Source organism: Paenibacillus sp. W2I17 (assembly GCF_030815985.1).
Lineage (GTDB): Bacteria > Bacillota > Bacilli > Paenibacillales > Paenibacillaceae > Paenibacillus.
The window spans coordinates 5,735,802-5,753,090 of sequence record NZ_JAUSXM010000001.1 but is presented as its reverse complement, the minus strand read 5'-3'; the positions used below and the strand labels follow the sequence as shown (position 1 = coordinate 5,753,090).

General features: G+C 46.9%; 8 protein-coding genes, 15 tRNA genes and 2 rRNA genes. 2 read left to right on the top strand and 23 right to left on the bottom strand.

What is annotated here, in order from left to right; all coding sequences use genetic code 11:
- Positions 1 to 556: 556 nt before the first annotated feature.
- Positions 557 to 2,947, top strand: coding sequence for a helix-turn-helix domain-containing protein (locus tag QF041_RS25695; RefSeq protein ID WP_307416137.1), 2,391 nt, complete (start codon positions 557 to 559; stop codon positions 2,945 to 2,947).
- A gap of 439 nt (positions 2,948 to 3,386) precedes the next feature.
- Here the strand turns inward: QF041_RS25695 and QF041_RS25690 are convergent, their stop codons facing one another.
- The 19 genes from QF041_RS25690 to QF041_RS25600 form a co-directional block, all read right to left on the bottom strand.
- Positions 3,387 to 4,286 carry a class I SAM-dependent methyltransferase gene (locus tag QF041_RS25690; RefSeq protein ID WP_307416136.1) on the bottom strand — a complete coding sequence of 300 codons (900 nt, stop codon included), beginning with the start codon at positions 4,284 to 4,286 and terminating at the stop codon, positions 3,387 to 3,389.
- 168 nt (positions 4,287 to 4,454) lie between these two features.
- Positions 4,455 to 4,533 (bottom strand) — tRNA-Leu (locus QF041_RS25685).
- Between the two features lie 6 nt (positions 4,534 to 4,539).
- A tRNA-Cys gene (locus QF041_RS25680) sits at positions 4,540 to 4,613 on the bottom strand.
- A gap of 6 nt (positions 4,614 to 4,619) precedes the next feature.
- Positions 4,620 to 4,694, bottom strand: a tRNA-Gly gene (locus QF041_RS25675).
- 4 nt (positions 4,695 to 4,698) lie between these two features.
- Positions 4,699 to 4,773: transfer RNA gene (locus QF041_RS25670), tRNA-Gln, on the bottom strand.
- Positions 4,774 to 4,795: 22 nt separating this feature from the next.
- A tRNA-His gene (locus QF041_RS25665) sits at positions 4,796 to 4,868 on the bottom strand.
- Between the two features lie 29 nt (positions 4,869 to 4,897).
- Positions 4,898 to 4,971 (bottom strand) — tRNA-Trp (locus tag QF041_RS25660).
- A gap of 6 nt (positions 4,972 to 4,977) precedes the next feature.
- Positions 4,978 to 5,063, bottom strand: a tRNA-Tyr gene (locus QF041_RS25655).
- Between the two features lie 9 nt (positions 5,064 to 5,072).
- Positions 5,073 to 5,148: transfer RNA gene (locus QF041_RS25650), tRNA-Thr, on the bottom strand.
- Between the two features lie 20 nt (positions 5,149 to 5,168).
- Positions 5,169 to 5,244, bottom strand: a tRNA-Phe gene (locus tag QF041_RS25645).
- A 95-nt stretch (positions 5,245 to 5,339) separates the two neighbouring features.
- Positions 5,340 to 5,417, bottom strand: a tRNA-Asp gene (locus tag QF041_RS25640).
- A gap of 27 nt (positions 5,418 to 5,444) precedes the next feature.
- Positions 5,445 to 5,518: transfer RNA gene (locus QF041_RS25635), tRNA-Met, on the bottom strand.
- Between the two features lie 17 nt (positions 5,519 to 5,535).
- A tRNA-Val gene (locus QF041_RS25630) sits at positions 5,536 to 5,611 on the bottom strand.
- A 68-nt stretch (positions 5,612 to 5,679) separates the two neighbouring features.
- A tRNA-Glu gene (locus QF041_RS25625) sits at positions 5,680 to 5,751 on the bottom strand.
- A gap of 9 nt (positions 5,752 to 5,760) precedes the next feature.
- Positions 5,761 to 5,852, bottom strand: a tRNA-Ser gene (locus QF041_RS25620).
- Between the two features lie 3 nt (positions 5,853 to 5,855).
- Positions 5,856 to 5,931 (bottom strand) — tRNA-Asn (locus QF041_RS25615).
- 66 nt (positions 5,932 to 5,997) lie between these two features.
- Positions 5,998 to 8,925: ribosomal RNA gene (locus tag QF041_RS25610) — 23S ribosomal RNA — on the bottom strand.
- Between the two features lie 306 nt (positions 8,926 to 9,231).
- Positions 9,232 to 10,688 (bottom strand): 16S ribosomal RNA (locus tag QF041_RS25605).
- The 16S and 23S rRNA genes sit together here with 15 tRNA genes alongside, the layout of an rRNA operon.
- A 459-nt stretch (positions 10,689 to 11,147) precedes the next feature.
- Positions 11,148 to 12,026: a nucleotidyltransferase-like protein gene (locus tag QF041_RS25600; protein ID WP_240768309.1), complete on the bottom strand. Its 879-nt coding sequence runs from the start codon at positions 12,024 to 12,026 to the stop codon at positions 11,148 to 11,150.
- Between the two features lie 122 nt (positions 12,027 to 12,148).
- Here QF041_RS25600 and QF041_RS25595 point away from each other — a divergent pair, with 122 nt between their 5' ends.
- A complete protein-coding gene (locus QF041_RS25595) occupies positions 12,149 to 12,529 on the top strand; it encodes a DUF2614 family zinc ribbon-containing protein (protein ID WP_017692307.1) in 381 nt (126 codons plus the stop codon).
- Between the two features lie 264 nt (positions 12,530 to 12,793).
- On the opposite strand, the gene QF041_RS25590 is transcribed toward QF041_RS25595, so the two are convergent.
- From QF041_RS25590 to QF041_RS25575, 4 genes are all read right to left on the bottom strand, one after another.
- Positions 12,794 to 14,524, bottom strand: a complete 1,731-nt coding sequence (locus QF041_RS25590) for a glycosyl hydrolase family 18 protein (RefSeq protein WP_307416134.1) — start codon at positions 14,522 to 14,524, stop codon at positions 12,794 to 12,796.
- A gap of 140 nt (positions 14,525 to 14,664) precedes the next feature.
- Positions 14,665 to 15,087: a peroxide-responsive transcriptional repressor PerR gene (perR, locus tag QF041_RS25585; RefSeq protein ID WP_026081471.1), complete on the bottom strand. Its 423-nt coding sequence runs from the start codon at positions 15,085 to 15,087 to the stop codon at positions 14,665 to 14,667.
- Between the two features lie 167 nt (positions 15,088 to 15,254).
- Complete coding sequence (locus QF041_RS25580) at positions 15,255 to 16,664, bottom strand: DUF4097 family beta strand repeat-containing protein (RefSeq protein ID WP_307416133.1); 1,410 nt, start codon at positions 16,662 to 16,664, stop codon at positions 15,255 to 15,257.
- Positions 16,665 to 16,690: 26 nt separating this feature from the next.
- Positions 16,691 to 17,284 carry a hypothetical protein gene (locus tag QF041_RS25575; protein ID WP_307416132.1) on the bottom strand — a complete coding sequence of 198 codons (594 nt, stop codon included), beginning with the start codon at positions 17,282 to 17,284 and terminating at the stop codon, positions 16,691 to 16,693.
- Between the last annotated feature and the right edge of the window lie 5 nt (positions 17,285 to 17,289).

The following is a 17,289-nucleotide window of genomic DNA, read 5'->3' as shown; positions in this document are numbered from 1 at the left end:
ATTGTTGTTCACCGCCCTTTCCATTCGTTCCTTGTTAATGTGTTGAGTCATTTGTTCGTTTGTTTCTTTTTTTTGTTTCCGTGTTTCTTGTTTAACCTTATGTCCTTATTCTAGGGGATTCCGCGACTTTTCAAAACAGACCGTGGACGGTTTTTCATCCTAGACTCAGGTCGGGGATCTAGTTGGACCTTTGACTGTCCCTATATAAGACCAACGTTCCACCTAAGCTGAATAGCACTCCAAGATACCTTCTATTACCCGTATACAGGCTCTACTTCACCCGATATCACCAGGTAGAGAGAATGATGTCCATGTCTCTATTTACGTTCACACTGCAATTTCGTTTCTCATGATTCCGTATTGGATAGTCAGTCCAAGCCGTTTCTCTAACCTTTTCTGCAAAATCATCTATCAGCAATCCCTTATCTCCACTTCTATACCCTCTCATAAAATTACTTATTTATCCAAATAAACAAAATTTAGATTGTTCTATATGTAAGCGTTTACTAAAATAGAAAGTGTTACTATTTCTAATGTCAGGGGTGGAACTGAGACTGTGCGACCAATCAGCTATCTCCATAAAATGATCGTCTTCGGAATCCTGTTAAGCACCCTGCCCATTTTGTTAACGGGAATTGCCGCATTTATCTATTCATCAAACCAAACTGAGCTGCATCGTACGCAGGCCAACAGACAGTTGCTGGAACAAATGCAATCCAACGTAGAACACAAACTCGCTACAGTCAGTTATATGCTTGATCAGGCCGTTCGCTCTCCGGTAACCCTCCGTTCCCTGTCTGCTTCTTCTTCACTAGAAGGAAATGGACCATTACTTGCCGACAAACTACAGAGCGAATTTCAGAATATGAGGTCATGGGAACCTTTGCTGGATATTACTCTGGTGAATCAATCTCAGAATTGGCTTATTGATCATGCCGGATTGTACCGTAATACGGATTTCCCACTGGCTCTTCCCATGAAGGAATTGATATCGGATACGTTAACTTCTGGATGGCAACTCTCCCCTTCATCGGTGTTCAGCAATGATGAGCGTTCACCCGGTACAGGCTGTATTTATCATATTGCCCTTGCGAGATCTATTCCGAATCTGAATACGTCTTCCGATGCTGCCCTGATTGCGGGAATCCCTGCATGCTCTTTGCAAAATACACTAGGAGAAGCCTCCTTAGGCAATGCTGCCTCAGGACTGATCATTTTGAATCGGGAACAACGTATCTTGGTCCATCCCGATCCTGTATACATTGGACAACCGTTGTCTGCCATTGGATTACAGGATCGGGATACGGAAGCCAACATAACCAAACTATCACCCATCACATTTTCAACAGGCTTTGAAAAACGGGAAGTTAAGATCGCCGATACACATTATTCTCTGACATATAGCCCTTCTACCTTAAAGGGATGGACTTATGTGCTAATCTCACCTACCAATATTCTGACACAAGAATATATCGATATCGGATTACACACCTTGTATATCAGTATTTTCTTACTTTTACTTTCATTAATACTCGCCTGGCTCGGCTCCAAGCGAATGCATGTCCCGATTCGTAAACTTTTAACCCAACTTGGTGACAACCACCTGTCCAAAGAAGGAAACACGGTAGCTCAGCAATCAGCACCATTTCCTGATGAGTTCGAACAAATCAGAGCAGGGGTCTCACAATTATCTGCCTCTCGCTCCCAATTAGAGAACACACTTAATGTGCATCTATTGCAGATTCGCAATCATTTTATGATGAATCTGTTCCAGGGTAAGATCCCTGTTCATACTCTTCATGACACCCTGAATGAATATGGCTACACGCATCAGGTTCGGGAATGGCAACAAATTGCTGTTATTACACTACAGGCCGATCTCGTTAATCATACAAAATATAGAGCTAGTGATCGTGACCTCTTATTATTCGCTATTCAAAATATATTGGAGGAAACCGTTGTGCATAACCAACAATTGCTTCCCATTGTACTGGAACATACAGTAGTCACGGTGATTGGCACCGTGGAACAGGATCAGTTTATTTTTTCACAGCAGCTATATGTATTAACAGACCAGTTACAACAACAGTTGGATAAGATTCTAACTCTTCAAGTCAGTATAGGATTCAGCCAGCCACACAGCTCTCTATATCACATACCTCAAGCTTATACAGAAGCCATGGAAGCATTGAGGCATCGGATGAAGCTGGGAACAGGCATTATTTTTCAATATGAGAACATAGATCATTACGCTCCCACTTGGTCCATGACCTACCCGGAATCATTGGAATATTCGTTGATCCAAGCTATTCAAAGTGCGGACGAAGTCCAGGCCTCTGCTCTTCTGCAACAACTGCTTGAAGTAATCTTTGGTATGGAGGTTACACCCGAGGAGTATGAGGTGGCTCTTACGAGGCTGCTCACGCATATTTTGCAAATGACTCAGGAATCCGGCATACGACTCGGACAGATCTCCCAAAGTCGTGGCTCGATGTTTCATGAACTTCATGGTTTGCAGTACGCTGCTGAAGTTGAGGATTGGTTTAAATATCAAGTCATCTTGCCCGTCATTCAGGTTTTTAAAGCGAGACAGTATGCCCAGTATCAGCATATATCTGAGAAAATGATTGCCATGATTCATCAAGATTATGATAAGGATCTGACGCTTGAGGAATGTGCTGTTAAGCTTCACTACAATGCCAACTACTTAAGTAGTGTTTTCCGCAAAGAGACAGGCTGTGCATTTAGTGAATATCTGACCAAGTACCGATTTAACATCGCTAAAAAATGGCTGGACGAAAGTGATCTAACCGTTAAAGATATCGCAGCACGACTTCGGTACAACAATCCGCAAAACTTTATCCGATCATTCCGTAAATGGGAAGGAATCACCCCCGGCCAGTATCGGGAGCGTAAGCAGAAAGCAGAAGTATCGAACAGAAATTAGAAAAGGAGAACGATTGTAAGTCGTACTCCTTCGTCCAGCTCGGATACCTATCCATATGGCTCCCGAACAGGGCCAGGGCTCGGACCTGTGACAATTCAATTAACCGTCGAGTACTCTACCAACTGAAATATCAGGGAATATGCTTCAGAGATCATTCTCTGAAAACGAGGTATGTGTTTTGTTTCGTTGTCTCGAACATCTCTAAATAAACGAGGGTCTGGTTCAAAGCGGTTAATGAATTAGTGGCTTAAAAAAAGAGGGAGCACATAACCTGCTCCCTTCAATTACAACTTTACTTCTGCAATCTTAACTTCATATGTTTCAACCGTTCATCTTTTGGCACAGCGTTGTGATGCTTCCTAGTGTCATCTTAGACGTTAGACTACATTGTCTCTGTCTCAATTCCTGATTATCATTACACGTGCCACGCTTATGCGATTTATCGCTTATCCTTAGTGCGAACTGTTTTCATATTGGGCTGTTCAAGTTGAATTAGAATTTTACCAAATCTTCCTCCACGTGAGAAGGTCACCGTACTATCCTTGTACGTATCCCTAATGTACTTCTCAGCCAGTCTGAGAGAATCTTCATCCGATGGTAACTCATACGTATTAAGCCATTCTGGCAGCTTCTCGATAATCTCTTCCACTGGTACTTCAAATGAGTTAACTTCTCTCGTAATGATCATCGTATAAGAATAACCCTTCAAATACAGCAACTGTTGGATATACCCCAGATCACCGACCTTATGTGAAGAAGTTACACCCAGTACATCCTTAAGTTCATCCATTAGTGTGTGTTCCTTCTGTCCCGCCATAGTACTTATATACACATACTTCCGGGCACAATTGATCGCCTGCTCAATCGTTTCCCAATCCGACATCGCTGGACACATGGATGCAAATGCAAAGTCATATTTCTTCTCCCAGCCTTTATCCTGAATAGAGATTTCCTCATATCGTTCGTTTACGATTTCGATTTTGGATTCCAGAGCTGAAGGTATCGTCTCTTTCATAAGGGAGACAAGCAACTCAGAAGGCTCAACTGCGGTCACACTTGCCCCCTTTTCTGCAAAAGGAATGGTAAATATGCCTGAAGCGGCTCCAATGTCCAAAATGGATAACCCTGCGAATTCCACACCCTGGTTTTCAATCCAGCCCATAATGCGTTCAGAACGCTGCTTTCCTTCTTCGGTGAACGACTGTGCATGATAATCTCTGGCCCACCGTTCAAATTTCTTCTTATATTTTGAACTTCTCGGACGATTCTTCCATGCCTCTTCCCATACAGAAAGATCAAATAACAGATCGGTATCTAATACATTTTTTCCATTAGTCACTCTACTTCACTCCTCCATATTAAAGACTTTACTTATCTACAATATACTTAATATAATCATACGTCAATCTTTATTAACGTCCAACCATCCTTACAATACAAAAATCAATTTATATAAAATAAAAATAACCCTACACATTGCATAAGCAACATGTAGGGCTATTCAATATACCGGCGAGAGGACTCGAACCTCCACGGTTTCCCACTCGATTTTGAGTCGAGCGCGTCTGCCATTCCGCCACGCCGGCATATGCTGGAGGCGCCACCCAGATTCGAACTGGGGATAAAGCTTTTGCAGAGCTGTGCCTTACCACTTGGCTATGGCGCCATATTTTGGAGCGGACGACGGGAATCGAACCCGCGACCCTCGCCTTGGCAAGGCGATGCTCTACCGCTGAGCCACGTCCGCATAATGGCTGGGGATATAGGATTTGAACCTATGCATGACGGAGTCAAAGTCCGTTGCCTTACCGCTTGGCTAATCCCCAATAAAAAATGAAAAAACAAAGGGGCGATCGAGGGGAATTGAACCCCCGAATGCCGGATCCACAAACCGGTGCGTTAACCACTTCGCCACGATCGCCACAAAAGGTTATTTTCTAAAAAGTTAATTGGCAGGGGCAGCAGGAATTGAACCCACACCAACGGTTTTGGAGACCGTTGTTCTACCTTTAAACTATGCCCCTAAAAACTGGTGGAGGATGATGGATTCGAACCACCGAACCCGTACGGGAGCAGATTTACAGTCTGATGCGTTTGGCCACTTCGCTAATCCTCCAGGATTACATGGTGCCGGCGAGAGGACTTGAACCCCCAACCTACTGATTACAAGTCAGTTGCTCTACCAGTTGAGCTACACCGGCATATTAAATTGTTTTAAGAATGGTGGCTCGGGACGGAATCGAACCGCCGACACGAGGATTTTCAGTCCTCTGCTCTACCGACTGAGCTACCGAGCCATAATAAAGTCTAATCTTAATTCCTTACACTTTATATAGGGCATCAGTGCCATACAGCAGATGTAGTGAACAGTTTGCCTCATGTAAAGATTAAATGGCGGAACCGACGGGATTCGAACCCGCGATCTCCTGCGTGACAGGCAGGCATGTTAGGCCAACTACACCACGGTTCCAGATTACTTTCTCAAAGGAAAGCATAATTGCGGGGGCAGGATTTGAACCTGCGGCCTTCGGGTTATGAGCCCGACGAGCTACCGGGCTGCTCCACCCCGCGTCGTTATAAAGTTTATATGGTGGAGGCTGAGGGGATCGAACCCCCGACCCTCTGCTTGTAAGGCAGATGCTCTCCCAGCTGAGCTAAGCCTCCGAACAACACATTTATGATCATATCATAATCTTGTTGTAAAAATCAACTTCTTTTTTTTGAAGTTATTATGACCCGTAGGGGATTCGAACCCCTGTTACCTCCGTGAAAGGGAGGTGTCTTAACCCCTTGACCAACGGGCCTTAATATTATGGCGGAGAGAGAGGGATTCGAACCCTCGAGACGCTTGTGACGCCTACACGATTTCCAATCGTGCTCCTTCGGCCAGCTCGGACACCTCTCCATATGGCTCCCCGAACAGGGCTCGAACCTGTGACAACTCGATTAACAGTCGAGTGCTCTACCAACTGAGCTATCAGGGAATATGATTCAGAGATCGTTCTCTGAAAACTAGATTCGAAACGAAACATGCGAATTACAACTTGCTATTGGATAAGCCCTCGACCGATTAGTACTGGTCAGCTCCATGCATTGCTGCACTTCCACCCCCAGCCTATCTACCTCGTCGTCTTCAAGGGGTCTTACATACTGGGAAATCTCATCTTGAGGGGGGCTTCACGCTTAGATGCTTTCAGCGTTTATCCCGTCCGTACATAGCTACCCAGCGGTGCTCCTGGCGGAACAACTGGTACACCAGCGGTACGTCCATCCCGGTCCTCTCGTACTAAGGACAGCTCCTCTCAAATTTCCTACGCCCACGACAGATAGGGACCGAACTGTCTCACGACGTTCTGAACCCAGCTCGCGTACCGCTTTAATGGGCGAACAGCCCAACCCTTGGGACCTACTTCAGCCCCAGGATGCGATGAGCCGACATCGAGGTGCCAAACCTCCCCGTCGATGTGGACTCTTGGGGGAGATAAGCCTGTTATCCCCAGGGTAGCTTTTATCCGTTGAGCGATGGCCCTTCCATGCGGTACCACCGGATCACTAAGCCCGACTTTCGTCCCTGCTCGACTTGTAGGTCTCGCAGTCAAGCTCCCTTATGCCTTTGCACTCTTCGAATGATTTCCAACCATTCTGAGGGAACCTTTGGGCGCCTCCGTTACTCTTTAGGAGGCGACCGCCCCAGTCAAACTGCCCACCTGACACTGTCCCCGCACCGGATTACGGTACCAGGTTAGAACCTAGATACGATCAGGGTGGTATCCCAACGTTGCCTCCACGCAAGCTGGCGCTCACGTTTCAAAGGCTCCCACCTATCCTGTACAGATCGTACCCAAATTCAATATCAAGCTGCAGTAAAGCTCCATGGGGTCTTTCCGTCTTGTCGCGGGTAACCTGCATCTTCACAGGTATTAAAATTTCACCGGATCTCTCGTTGAGACAGCGCCCAAGTCGTTACGCCATTCGTGCGGGTCAGAATTTACCTGACAAGGAATTTCGCTACCTTAGGACCGTTATAGTTACGGCCGCCGTTTACTGGGGCTTCGGTTCACAGCTTCGGGACTAGTCCCTAACCACTCCCCTTAACCTTCCAGCACCGGGCAGGCGTCAGCCCGTATACTTCGCCTTACGGCTTCGCACAGACCTGTGTTTTTGCTAAACAGTCGCTTGGGCCTTTTCACTGCGGCCCCCTCGTGCTATTCACACTACCGGGGCACCCCTTCTCCCGAAGTTACGGGGTCATTTTGCCGAGTTCCTTAACGAGAGTTCTTCCGCGCGCCTTAGAATACTCTTCTCGCCTACCTGTGTCGGTTTGCGGTACGGGCACCTTCACCTGGCTAGAGGCTTTTCTTGGCAGTGTGAGATCATGACCTTCGCTACTATAATTTTCGCTCCCCATCACAGCTCAGCCTTACGATGTGCGGATTTGCCTACACATCAGCCTCACTGCTTAGACGGACATCCATCAGTCCGCGTCACTACCCTACTGCGTCCCCCCATTGCTCATAACGGCTTACGGTGGTACAGGAATTTCGACCTGTTGTCCTTCGACTACGCCTTTCGGCCTCGCCTTAGGTCCCGACTTACCCTGAGCGGACGAGCCTTCCTCAGGAACCCTTAGGCTTTCGGCGGATCAGATTCTCACTGATCTTTTCGTTACTCATACCGGCATTCTCACTTGTATAATGTCCAGCGCTCCTTACGGTACACCTTCAACCCTTATACAACGCTCCCCTACCCCTGATGCAAAGCATCAAGCCATAGCTTCGGTGGTGTGTTTAGCCCCGTTACATTTTCGGCGCAGAGTCACTCGACCAGTGAGCTATTACGCACTCTTTAAATGATGGCTGCTTCTAAGCCAACATCCTGGTTGTCTGTGCAACTCCACATCCTTTCCCACTTAACACACACTTGGGGACCTTAGCTGATGGTCTGGGCTGTTTCCCTTTTGACAATGGATCTTAGCACTCACTGTCTGACTCCCGGAAGTAAGTCTATGGCATTCGGAGTTTGACTGAGCTTGGTAACCCTTGCGGGCCCCGCACCCAATCAGTGCTCTACCTCCACGACTCTGTTTTCCGAGGCTAGCCCTAAAGCTATTTCGGGGAGAACCAGCTATCTCCGAGTTCGATTGGAATTTCTCCGCTACCCCCACCTCATCCCCGCATTTTTCAACATGCGTGGGTTCGGGCCTCCAGTGCGTGTTACCGCACCTTCACCCTGGACAGGGGTAGATCACCCGGTTTCGGGTCTACGTCCACGTACTCATTCGCCCTATTCAGACTCGCTTTCGCTGCGGCTCCGGCTCTTCACCTTAACCTTGCACGGGAACGTAACTCGCCGGTTCATTCTACAAAAGGCACGCCATCACCCCTAAAACGGGCTCTGACTTTTTGTAAGCACACGGTTTCAGGTTCTATTTCACTCCCCTTCCGGGGTGCTTTTCACCTTTCCCTCACGGTACTGCTTCACTATCGGTCGCTAGGAAGTATTTAGCCTTGGCAGATGGTCCTGCCGGATTCATACGGGGTTTCACGTGCCCCGCACTACTCGGGATCCGTCTCGGAGGGAACAGACTTTCAACTACAGGGCTTTTACCTTCTTTGGCGGGCCTTTCCAGACCTCTTCGCTTAACCGGTTCCTTTGTAACTCCATGTGAGACGTCCCACAACCCCAAAGAGCAAGCTCTTTGGTTTGGGCTTCTCCGCGTTCGCTCGCCGCTACTGACGGAATCACTATTGTTTTCTCTTCCTCAGGGTACTTAGATGTTTCAGTTCCCCTGGTATGCCTCTACACAACCTATGTATTCAGTTGTGAGTAACTGGAAATTACCCCAGCTGGGTTTCCCCATTCGGACACCCCCGGATCAAAGCTTGCTTACAGCTCCCCGAGGCAGTTTCGTTGTTCGCCACGTCCTTCATCGGCTCCTAGCGCCTAGGCATCCTCCGTGTGCTCTTAGTAGCTTAACCTCGTGCTCCGGTTTCGACTGCTCGCTTCCCTTGTTTTGCTTGCGCAAAGCCAAAAGTCGCTCCCATTCGATACCATCGTACGTGCAATCTACCGTTTTTATTGAAACTTGTTTAACACAAGTTCAGCTAAAAAGGAATGTTCTAATTCGCGTTTGTTTCGTTTCGATATCTAGTTTTCAAAGAACAAGCTCCATGCAAAAGCAAGCTGTTTGAGAGTTTGAGCTCTCAAAACCGAACAACGAGTGAGTGTTTTGCAGCTAAGCTGCATATTTGAATGTTTCCGTTGCAGGAAACGATTCTCCATAGAAAGGAGGTGATCCAGCCGCACCTTCCGATACGGCTACCTTGTTACGACTTCACCCCAATCATCTATCCCACCTTCGGCGGCTGGCTCCTTGCGGTTACCCCACCGACTTCGGGTGTTATAAACTCTCGTGGTGTGACGGGCGGTGTGTACAAGACCCGGGAACGTATTCACCGCGGCATGCTGATCCGCGATTACTAGCAATTCCGACTTTAGTACGTGTGTAGCCCAGGTCATAAGGGGCATGATGATTTGACGTCATCCCCACCTTCCTCCGGTTTGTCACCGGCAGTCTATCTAGAGTGCCCACCCGAAGTGCTGGCAACTAAATATAAGGGTTGCGCTCGTTGCGGGACTTAACCCAACATCTCACGACACGAGCTGACGACAACCATGCACCACCTGTCTCCTCTGTCCCGAAGGAAAGATACATCTCTGCATCGATCAGAGGGATGTCAAGACCTGGTAAGGTTCTTCGCGTTGCTTCGAATTAAACCACATACTCCACTGCTTGTGCGGGTCCCCGTCAATTCCTTTGAGTTTCAGTCTTGCGACCGTACTCCCCAGGCGGAGTGCTTAATGTGTTAACTTCGGCACCAAGGGTATCGAAACCCCTAACACCTAGCACTCATCGTTTACGGCGTGGACTACCAGGGTATCTAATCCTGTTTGCTCCCCACGCTTTCGCGCCTCAGCGTCAGTTACAGCCCAGAGAGTCGCCTTCGCCACTGGTGTTCCTCCACATATCTACGCATTTCACCGCTACACGTGGAATTCCACTCTCCTCTTCTGCACTCAAGTCACCCAGTTTCCAGTGCGATCCGGGGTTGAGCCCCGGGATTAAACACCAGACTTAAATGACCGCCTGCGCGCGCTTTACGCCCAATAATTCCGGACAACGCTTGCCCCCTACGTATTACCGCGGCTGCTGGCACGTAGTTAGCCGGGGCTTTCTTCTCAGGTACCGTCACCTTGAGAGCAGTTACTCTCCCAAGCGTTCTTCCCTGGCAACAGAGCTTTACGATCCGAAAACCTTCATCACTCACGCGGCATTGCTCCGTCAGGCTTTCGCCCATTGCGGAAGATTCCCTACTGCTGCCTCCCGTAGGAGTCTGGGCCGTGTCTCAGTCCCAGTGTGGCCGATCACCCTCTCAGGTCGGCTACGCATCGTCGCCTTGGTGAGCCGTTACCTCACCAACTAGCTAATGCGCCGCAGGCCCATCCCCAAGTGACAGATTGCTCCGTCTTTCCAGTTCTCTTCAGGCGAAGAAAACAACTATTCGGTATTAGCTACCGTTTCCGGTAGTTGTCCCAAACTTGAGGGCAGGTTGCCTACGTGTTACTCACCCGTCCGCCGCTAAGTATCAAGGAAGCAAGCTTCCTATCAACTCCGCTCGACTTGCATGTATTAGGCATGCCGCCAGCGTTCGTCCTGAGCCAGGATCAAACTCTCCAATAAAGTATTGAAAAGAGCGATAAGCTCATTTTGAATCTGACGAGATTAAAAATCTCATTTGTGCTCCAGTCGATCCAAGCCAAGGCTTGTCTCCAACTTTCGCGTTCATTCTGCAAGCAGAATATTTACTCACTCGTTGTTCAGTTTTCAAAGATCAAACACGATTTATTTCACTTCTTTTTCGTCTCAACCAAGTTTCGGCGGCGACTTAAATAATGTAACACATTTCGTTTGTTTTCGTCAAGAACTTTTTTTTAATTTCTTTTTTTGAAGCTTTAGTTCTTCACTTTTCCTCTGAAGAATGTATCGTTTGTTGGCGATAATCTCGTTTGAGGAACGAAATATAATGTATCATATATCGTGAATGAGAGTCAACATCTTTTTATAAATTATTAAACAAACAAAAAAGGAAGGTTTCCCCTCCCTTATGTGATCAATATAATGTCAGGCTTCTGAAGAAGGTTATGCCTCAATCCAATACCGAATCTCCCGGCCCTCTCCTTCGATCGATGGCCATCCTGCCGATTCTTTTACTATAGAACGAAAGACCAGCTTACGTATAACCAAAGGCAGATCTTCTCGAACAAATCTTAACTGCGGATGATGAACAAGTTCATTCATGCTCCACGGCTCCTTGCGACTTCTTAACACACGCAGCAGCAGTTCTGAGCATTCACTCATTTTGGACATTACCGAAAACTCACAGGCAAGCAGGACAAGCTCCACTCGCTGCTCCAGCGTCTCCGAGCTTACGGTAAGCTCTTGATATAATTTCCATAAAGCGCGATCCAGATTCTGCACATGTGTCCAGACGGCATGATCCGGGTATATCCCCTGTTCAATCAATACAATTCTTGCCCAGTTCCCCAGTGCCTCTAATACATTGTAGTAGGCGTCTACAACATGACCTTCCTGAATATGACGTTTGGCCTCCACATACATTCTCAAGAAACTGGTGAATTCATGTAGTAGCTTCTGCTCACGCAATTCTGCCCCAAAGGTAGACAGTTCTTCTCGCAAATCACTTAAAGCGCTGTCCGCTTCCCAGATAATCTCACCTTCAATCAGACACTGGGTGAGATTATTATGATTCCCGGTAACTACACTACTCTTTAATTCATGACGGCTTGCATAGATCATCTGATAACGAAGATCACCATATCTGTAATGTCCCACTGCCGACTTCAATTGATCATCATTATGAACAACAAGTACTAATAATTCGAAATCTTGAATTAGGGAGCCGTGGAATCGCTCTCCCGGGTGGGAATAAGCGATAGCCCCAACTGCCCCTGTCTCTTCCGACTGTTCGGACAAAAAAGCAAGGTTCTTTAATTCCACGATTCCCTCCATACATTTCATGGCAGATAAGCGCCAAGTCAGTTATAATGTAATTCTACATCCAGACTGAAGTTTCCTTCTTTTCCAGGTCCAATACTACTCATACGATAGGAGCATTTTTCATGATTTTTAAATCAGCAAAAATTAATGCTTTTCGCACTTGGGGATTACTACTGACCATGCTAGGTATGGGCCTAATGATACTGGGAACAGCCGGGATTGTTTTCTGGGGACATGCAGGCAAGGTCTTCGCAGCTGTAGGGCTCGTCATCGGACTGATTGCCATGATGGCCAGTCTAGCCATTTATTTCTGGGCGGGTATGCTCTCCACCAGCGCAGTACAAGTCGACTGTCCGGAATGCGGGAAGTTAACCAAAATGCTTGGCAAAACGGATCGGTGTATGTTCTGTCATACCATCCTCACCCTGGACCCTAATAAAGCCAACATGACCAGTCAACAACTGAAAGCGCCTTCTACACAAGCTCCCCCCACCGATGGTTAGCACGATATGATCTCCAACCGCTAAATGTCTTTTCCCTTAATTTCATTGAAGAACAAAAAAAGGCCCGGTATGTTTACCGGACCTTTTTTGGACTTGGTTTATAAGTGAGCCCTTATTGCTGTTATCAATAGCTAAAATATGAAGTTAAGTTATAAGTTCTACGACCAATAAAGTGGTAGACTGCACGTATGATGGTACCCAAGGAGAAACTTTTAGCTTAGCGAAAATAAATTAAAGCAATCAGACACTCTGAGTTCCAGTAAATTATTTCTGGTAACCAGCCTGCTTTAATACCTCCCATGCAGAGGCATTAGCAAAACTCCGATTCCATGCTGCTACTCCGCCCAGCTTCAACGAAGCAATCAAATCCACACGTGCCTGAAGGGACACGGCATCTTCGATCCATATTTTCTTGGTAGCTCCGTCTTCCTTATATTCCACATAGTTCTGTCCACTTGCCTGATCCAGTTCAGGTTTGAGTTTCTTCTCTTGGATCAGCTCCACAATGGTATTCATGCCCACCGCTTTGGAAGACACTTTAACCTCACCCTGATCATTCGTCTCTTCCGTCCATATCCGGGTATAGAGTGGAACCGCCATGATCAACTTGTTAGAAGGGACTTCATCCTCCTCAAGTATACGTCTCATGGAAGCCTCGGTCCAAGGCAGAGATGCTACCGAACCTGCCTTGGGACTGGCCGCCCAATGTTCATCATAAGCCATCACAATAACATAGTCTGCAAAAGAACCTAATGCACGGCGATCCAGAAAAGCAGACCACATCTCACTGTTCGATTTTGGTGTTACATCGATTGATAACATCAAACCATGTATACGTGCCATCGCCTTGATCTCGCGCACAAATTGCGTAATGTTAGGCCCGTCATCGGTATACACGTTCTCAAAGTCGATGTTGATACCATCCAGTTGATACGTCTGTGCATACTCTAACATCTGCTCGATAATATGCGTGCGTGTCTCGTAAGAAGCTACAGCTTCTTTTGTAACGTCCGGGTCAAAGCTGTTATCCATGAGTCCCCATACTTCCATACCCGAACGGTGAGCCCAGTTCACGTAAGCTTGGTTTCCCTTGCTTTTCACAGTGCCCTGTCCATCCGTAATATGAAACCATGTGGGGCTGACCACATTCACACCAGGCATTTTACCGATAGAGCCCACATCAGGCTGACGATTGTACACGGCTTCCCAAACCAGATTTACCGGTTTATTCTGCCACTTCTTCTCTGCTGCAGTCAGCGTATACTTGGGCAAGTCCACCTTCTTTTTCTCAGTGAGGACAATATAATCATTATCTACATATCCGGCATATCCATTATCGAGTTGAACAAAACTCTGTTTATCCCCCGTCTGCCATACACGTAACCTTGCATCCTTTTCCATGTCGGCAATGATTGGTGAGGATTCTCCCCCACGTTTATATAACGGCACGGTCTTGTCCGCTTTGGATGATAATGTATCAATCTCTGCATACTGAATCATGTCTCCTCCACGCATCAGCAGCACAGCACCTGTTACTGAATCTTCCTGTACGGTTATGCCATATACTTCTTTCAAAGGTTTGAGCGGAATATAGGCTTCTCCGTCCTTAACCTCAGGCTTAACTGTCATGGGATAATCTTTGTGATTAAGTTCTGCTTGGGTGCTTCCATCTTTCATATGAAGGACTCTTTGAGGAGAGGCAATAATGATATCTCCCGATTCTGATTCATAACGTATGCCTGCATCAATCGCTTCTTGCAGCACATCTACAGGCAACTTGAGTTGATCTCCTGTACCCAGAGCGTCTCCATCCATCAGTTGCCCATCTACAAAAATAGGCTGGCTTCTTCCTACCCAGTCGGGGTCTTCATGGGTCTGGTTCAACCATACATTTGTTATAAGCCAGTAAGCCCCCCCGGCGATCAGACAAGCCCCGAGAAAACCGGGCCAAAATGAACGTCGCTTCTGACGTGTATATCTGCTTTTTCTACCCAAACGTCTACCTCCGTTAATTATGCTGATCATAAGGATGTGCGCATAAGTTGTTATAAAGATGAGCATTTTGCATAAATGCTAAAAAAAAACGTGAAGAATCCATACTGAATTCTGCACGTTAATATTGTAATTCAACTCTCTTAATCCCTGCAACTTTTGCAAACACCATATACTTCCAATCGGTGACCGTGTACTTCGAATCCTGTACTAGACTCCGCCTGAAGCTCTACACTTTTGAGTGAAGGATAGCTGAAGTCTTCAATCTTGCCGCATTGATCACAGATAACATGATAATGATCCGTCACATTGGCATCGAAGCGACTTGAATTATCTCCGTATGTCAATTCCCGGACCATGCCAGCTTCCAGAAACATCTTCAAATTATTATATACCGTTGCCACGCTCATACTGGGAAATTGGGGTTCAAGGGCTCGGTAAATTTCATCGGCTGTCGGATGCCCCATGGATTCCATCAGATAGTTCAATATGGCATGACGCTGGGGTGTAATACGGACACCGGTCGTTTTCAGATGCTCCAACGCATGTTGGACACGTGTTGCCATAAAACCCACCGCCTTACCTTTCATTCTCTGGTGAAGAGTAAGTTACTGTCTCCTCGCTCAGAGTTGATTCCCGGCCATTAAGAACGACAATCCATCTTTCATGCCGTGTAATCTTGCCAGTGTACATTTATTGTACGGCGATTACAAGTTTATTGTCAACGCGGCAGTCAAGGAACCTCTGTAGAATCCTGCTGGGAATTTGGTCCGTCCTCGGTAGTCTGTTCCAGATTCTCAGCCGTATCTTCAGAATCAGGTGTAACTGTTTCAGGCGTAGATACAGCCGGGTTGCTCTGAATGGTGAGATCACTGTTGCCTTCAATTTTCACCCTGTACTCGCCCTCACCGAGCTGGCCTTCTATGGTTTTATTCTGTACTTTGAACGGCAGATCCGTACTTAGATCTCCATAACTGCTGGAACCCGCAAGACTGTAGTCTCCACGATCAGGAAGTAATACGTTAATGGCTCCCACCGCACTGTACACATCCCAGTCCCCTCCGACTTTGGTAGATACGATGTTAATGCTGCCATTAAGCGATTGGGCTTTGATTCCCAGATTGGCTCCATCCAGCGTAATATTGCCGTTGCGTGTCTCTGCGATGAATTCACCAACGGAGTCCGCAATACTGATACTTCCCACTTGTGTAGCAAGATCTACATCGCCGGAAATACCGCGAGCCTTCATATCTCCACGGTTACTGTCCAGATCGACATTACCTATGGCGTTGGCTACAATGACATCCCCGTTCAACGTTTTCCCGGAGATATCTCCAACAGCATTGGTAATCCGGATACGTCCATTACCCGTTTCGGCCAGTATGGTACTAATGGCTTCCGGACGGTTTAATAATATGGCTCCATTGGAAGTTCGAATATCCAGATTAAAACGACGATCATCCGGGATCGTAATGGTAAGATTCATCCGTGGCTGCGTTTTTTCATTGTCTCCATACGTCTTGCCTGTAGCTTTGATATAAATTACTTTTGTACCATCGGCCTCTACAAAAGAGGCTGCTGCAACGGCCTTTGCCTGTACTTCCGTCGTCTGATCTACCCAGATCACCGTCCGTACTTCAATCTCATCCGTATCTCCGCGTTGTACCGAGATATCTCCGTTGACACCTTCGACCACAATATCCGACGTATCCATGCGAACAGGTACACGAATCGTGCCCTTATCCTCCATATATCCTGCCGCTTGACTGTAGTCCATGGATGCCGCTCCGAGATTTAGACTCACTCTATTCCATAAGTGCATGTAGTGATCCTGCTCGGTGACGATAAATACGGAAGCAGCCAAAATCAATGAGGTTAGAATGCCTTTGGCATCGGGTCTGAAACGTACTTTGATTTGCTCATCAGGATTGCTCGGGTTATCCGATTGCACCTTGTTTTTTCTGCGTGTCCACAGGAACAGCACAATATACTCAACACCTAAAACAACGAGCAAAAATGGCCACCAGTCCACCATCTCATATACATAGTCAGTTCCCCACCGTTTATCCAAAATCAACAGCACACCGACCGCTATGATTAAGGCGGCAGCCGTATAGCGGCCAACCCGGACTTTACGGTTCATCACGTTCCCTCCTTGTGTCGTTTCCACTACATTTTTTTCTTGTTCAACATAACCCAGAACTCACGACCAAACAGAAGCAAACCGCCTACGATCATGAGAACCGCAAATGAATATCCACCGTACATGGCGAGAATCTCTTGAAACCAACGTGGTTTGCGGAAAAACAGCACCATCAAAGACCCTCCCACAATCAGAAGTAATCCAAACGATATGCCTCTCTCCCAGACCATCATTGCATCTCGTGTAGAACGTTCATTGGATATCGGCTTGTCCGAAGTTGCCTGGGTTACTGCTCTACGTCTGCGCATCATGACCCAATCTGCAGATTGCAACACATCATATACATTGTAAAAGTAAATAACCGGGATACACAAAGCCAGTAAGATGAGCAATGGCACATTGATCTGTATTCCAATGGATGAGAAGTACAATACTGCTGACAGATCAAGCAAAACCAGCAGCATAAAGGTCAAACCTCTCATGTACAATCTCAGATAAATATGACCCAGACCAGGAATAATGGCACTCAGTAATCCCGCAATAAACTTGTGAGTCCGATTCCTGACCGGTTTGGCCTGGACTGAACGGGACTTTTTGTTCAATTGACGTCTCCGTTTCATAACAT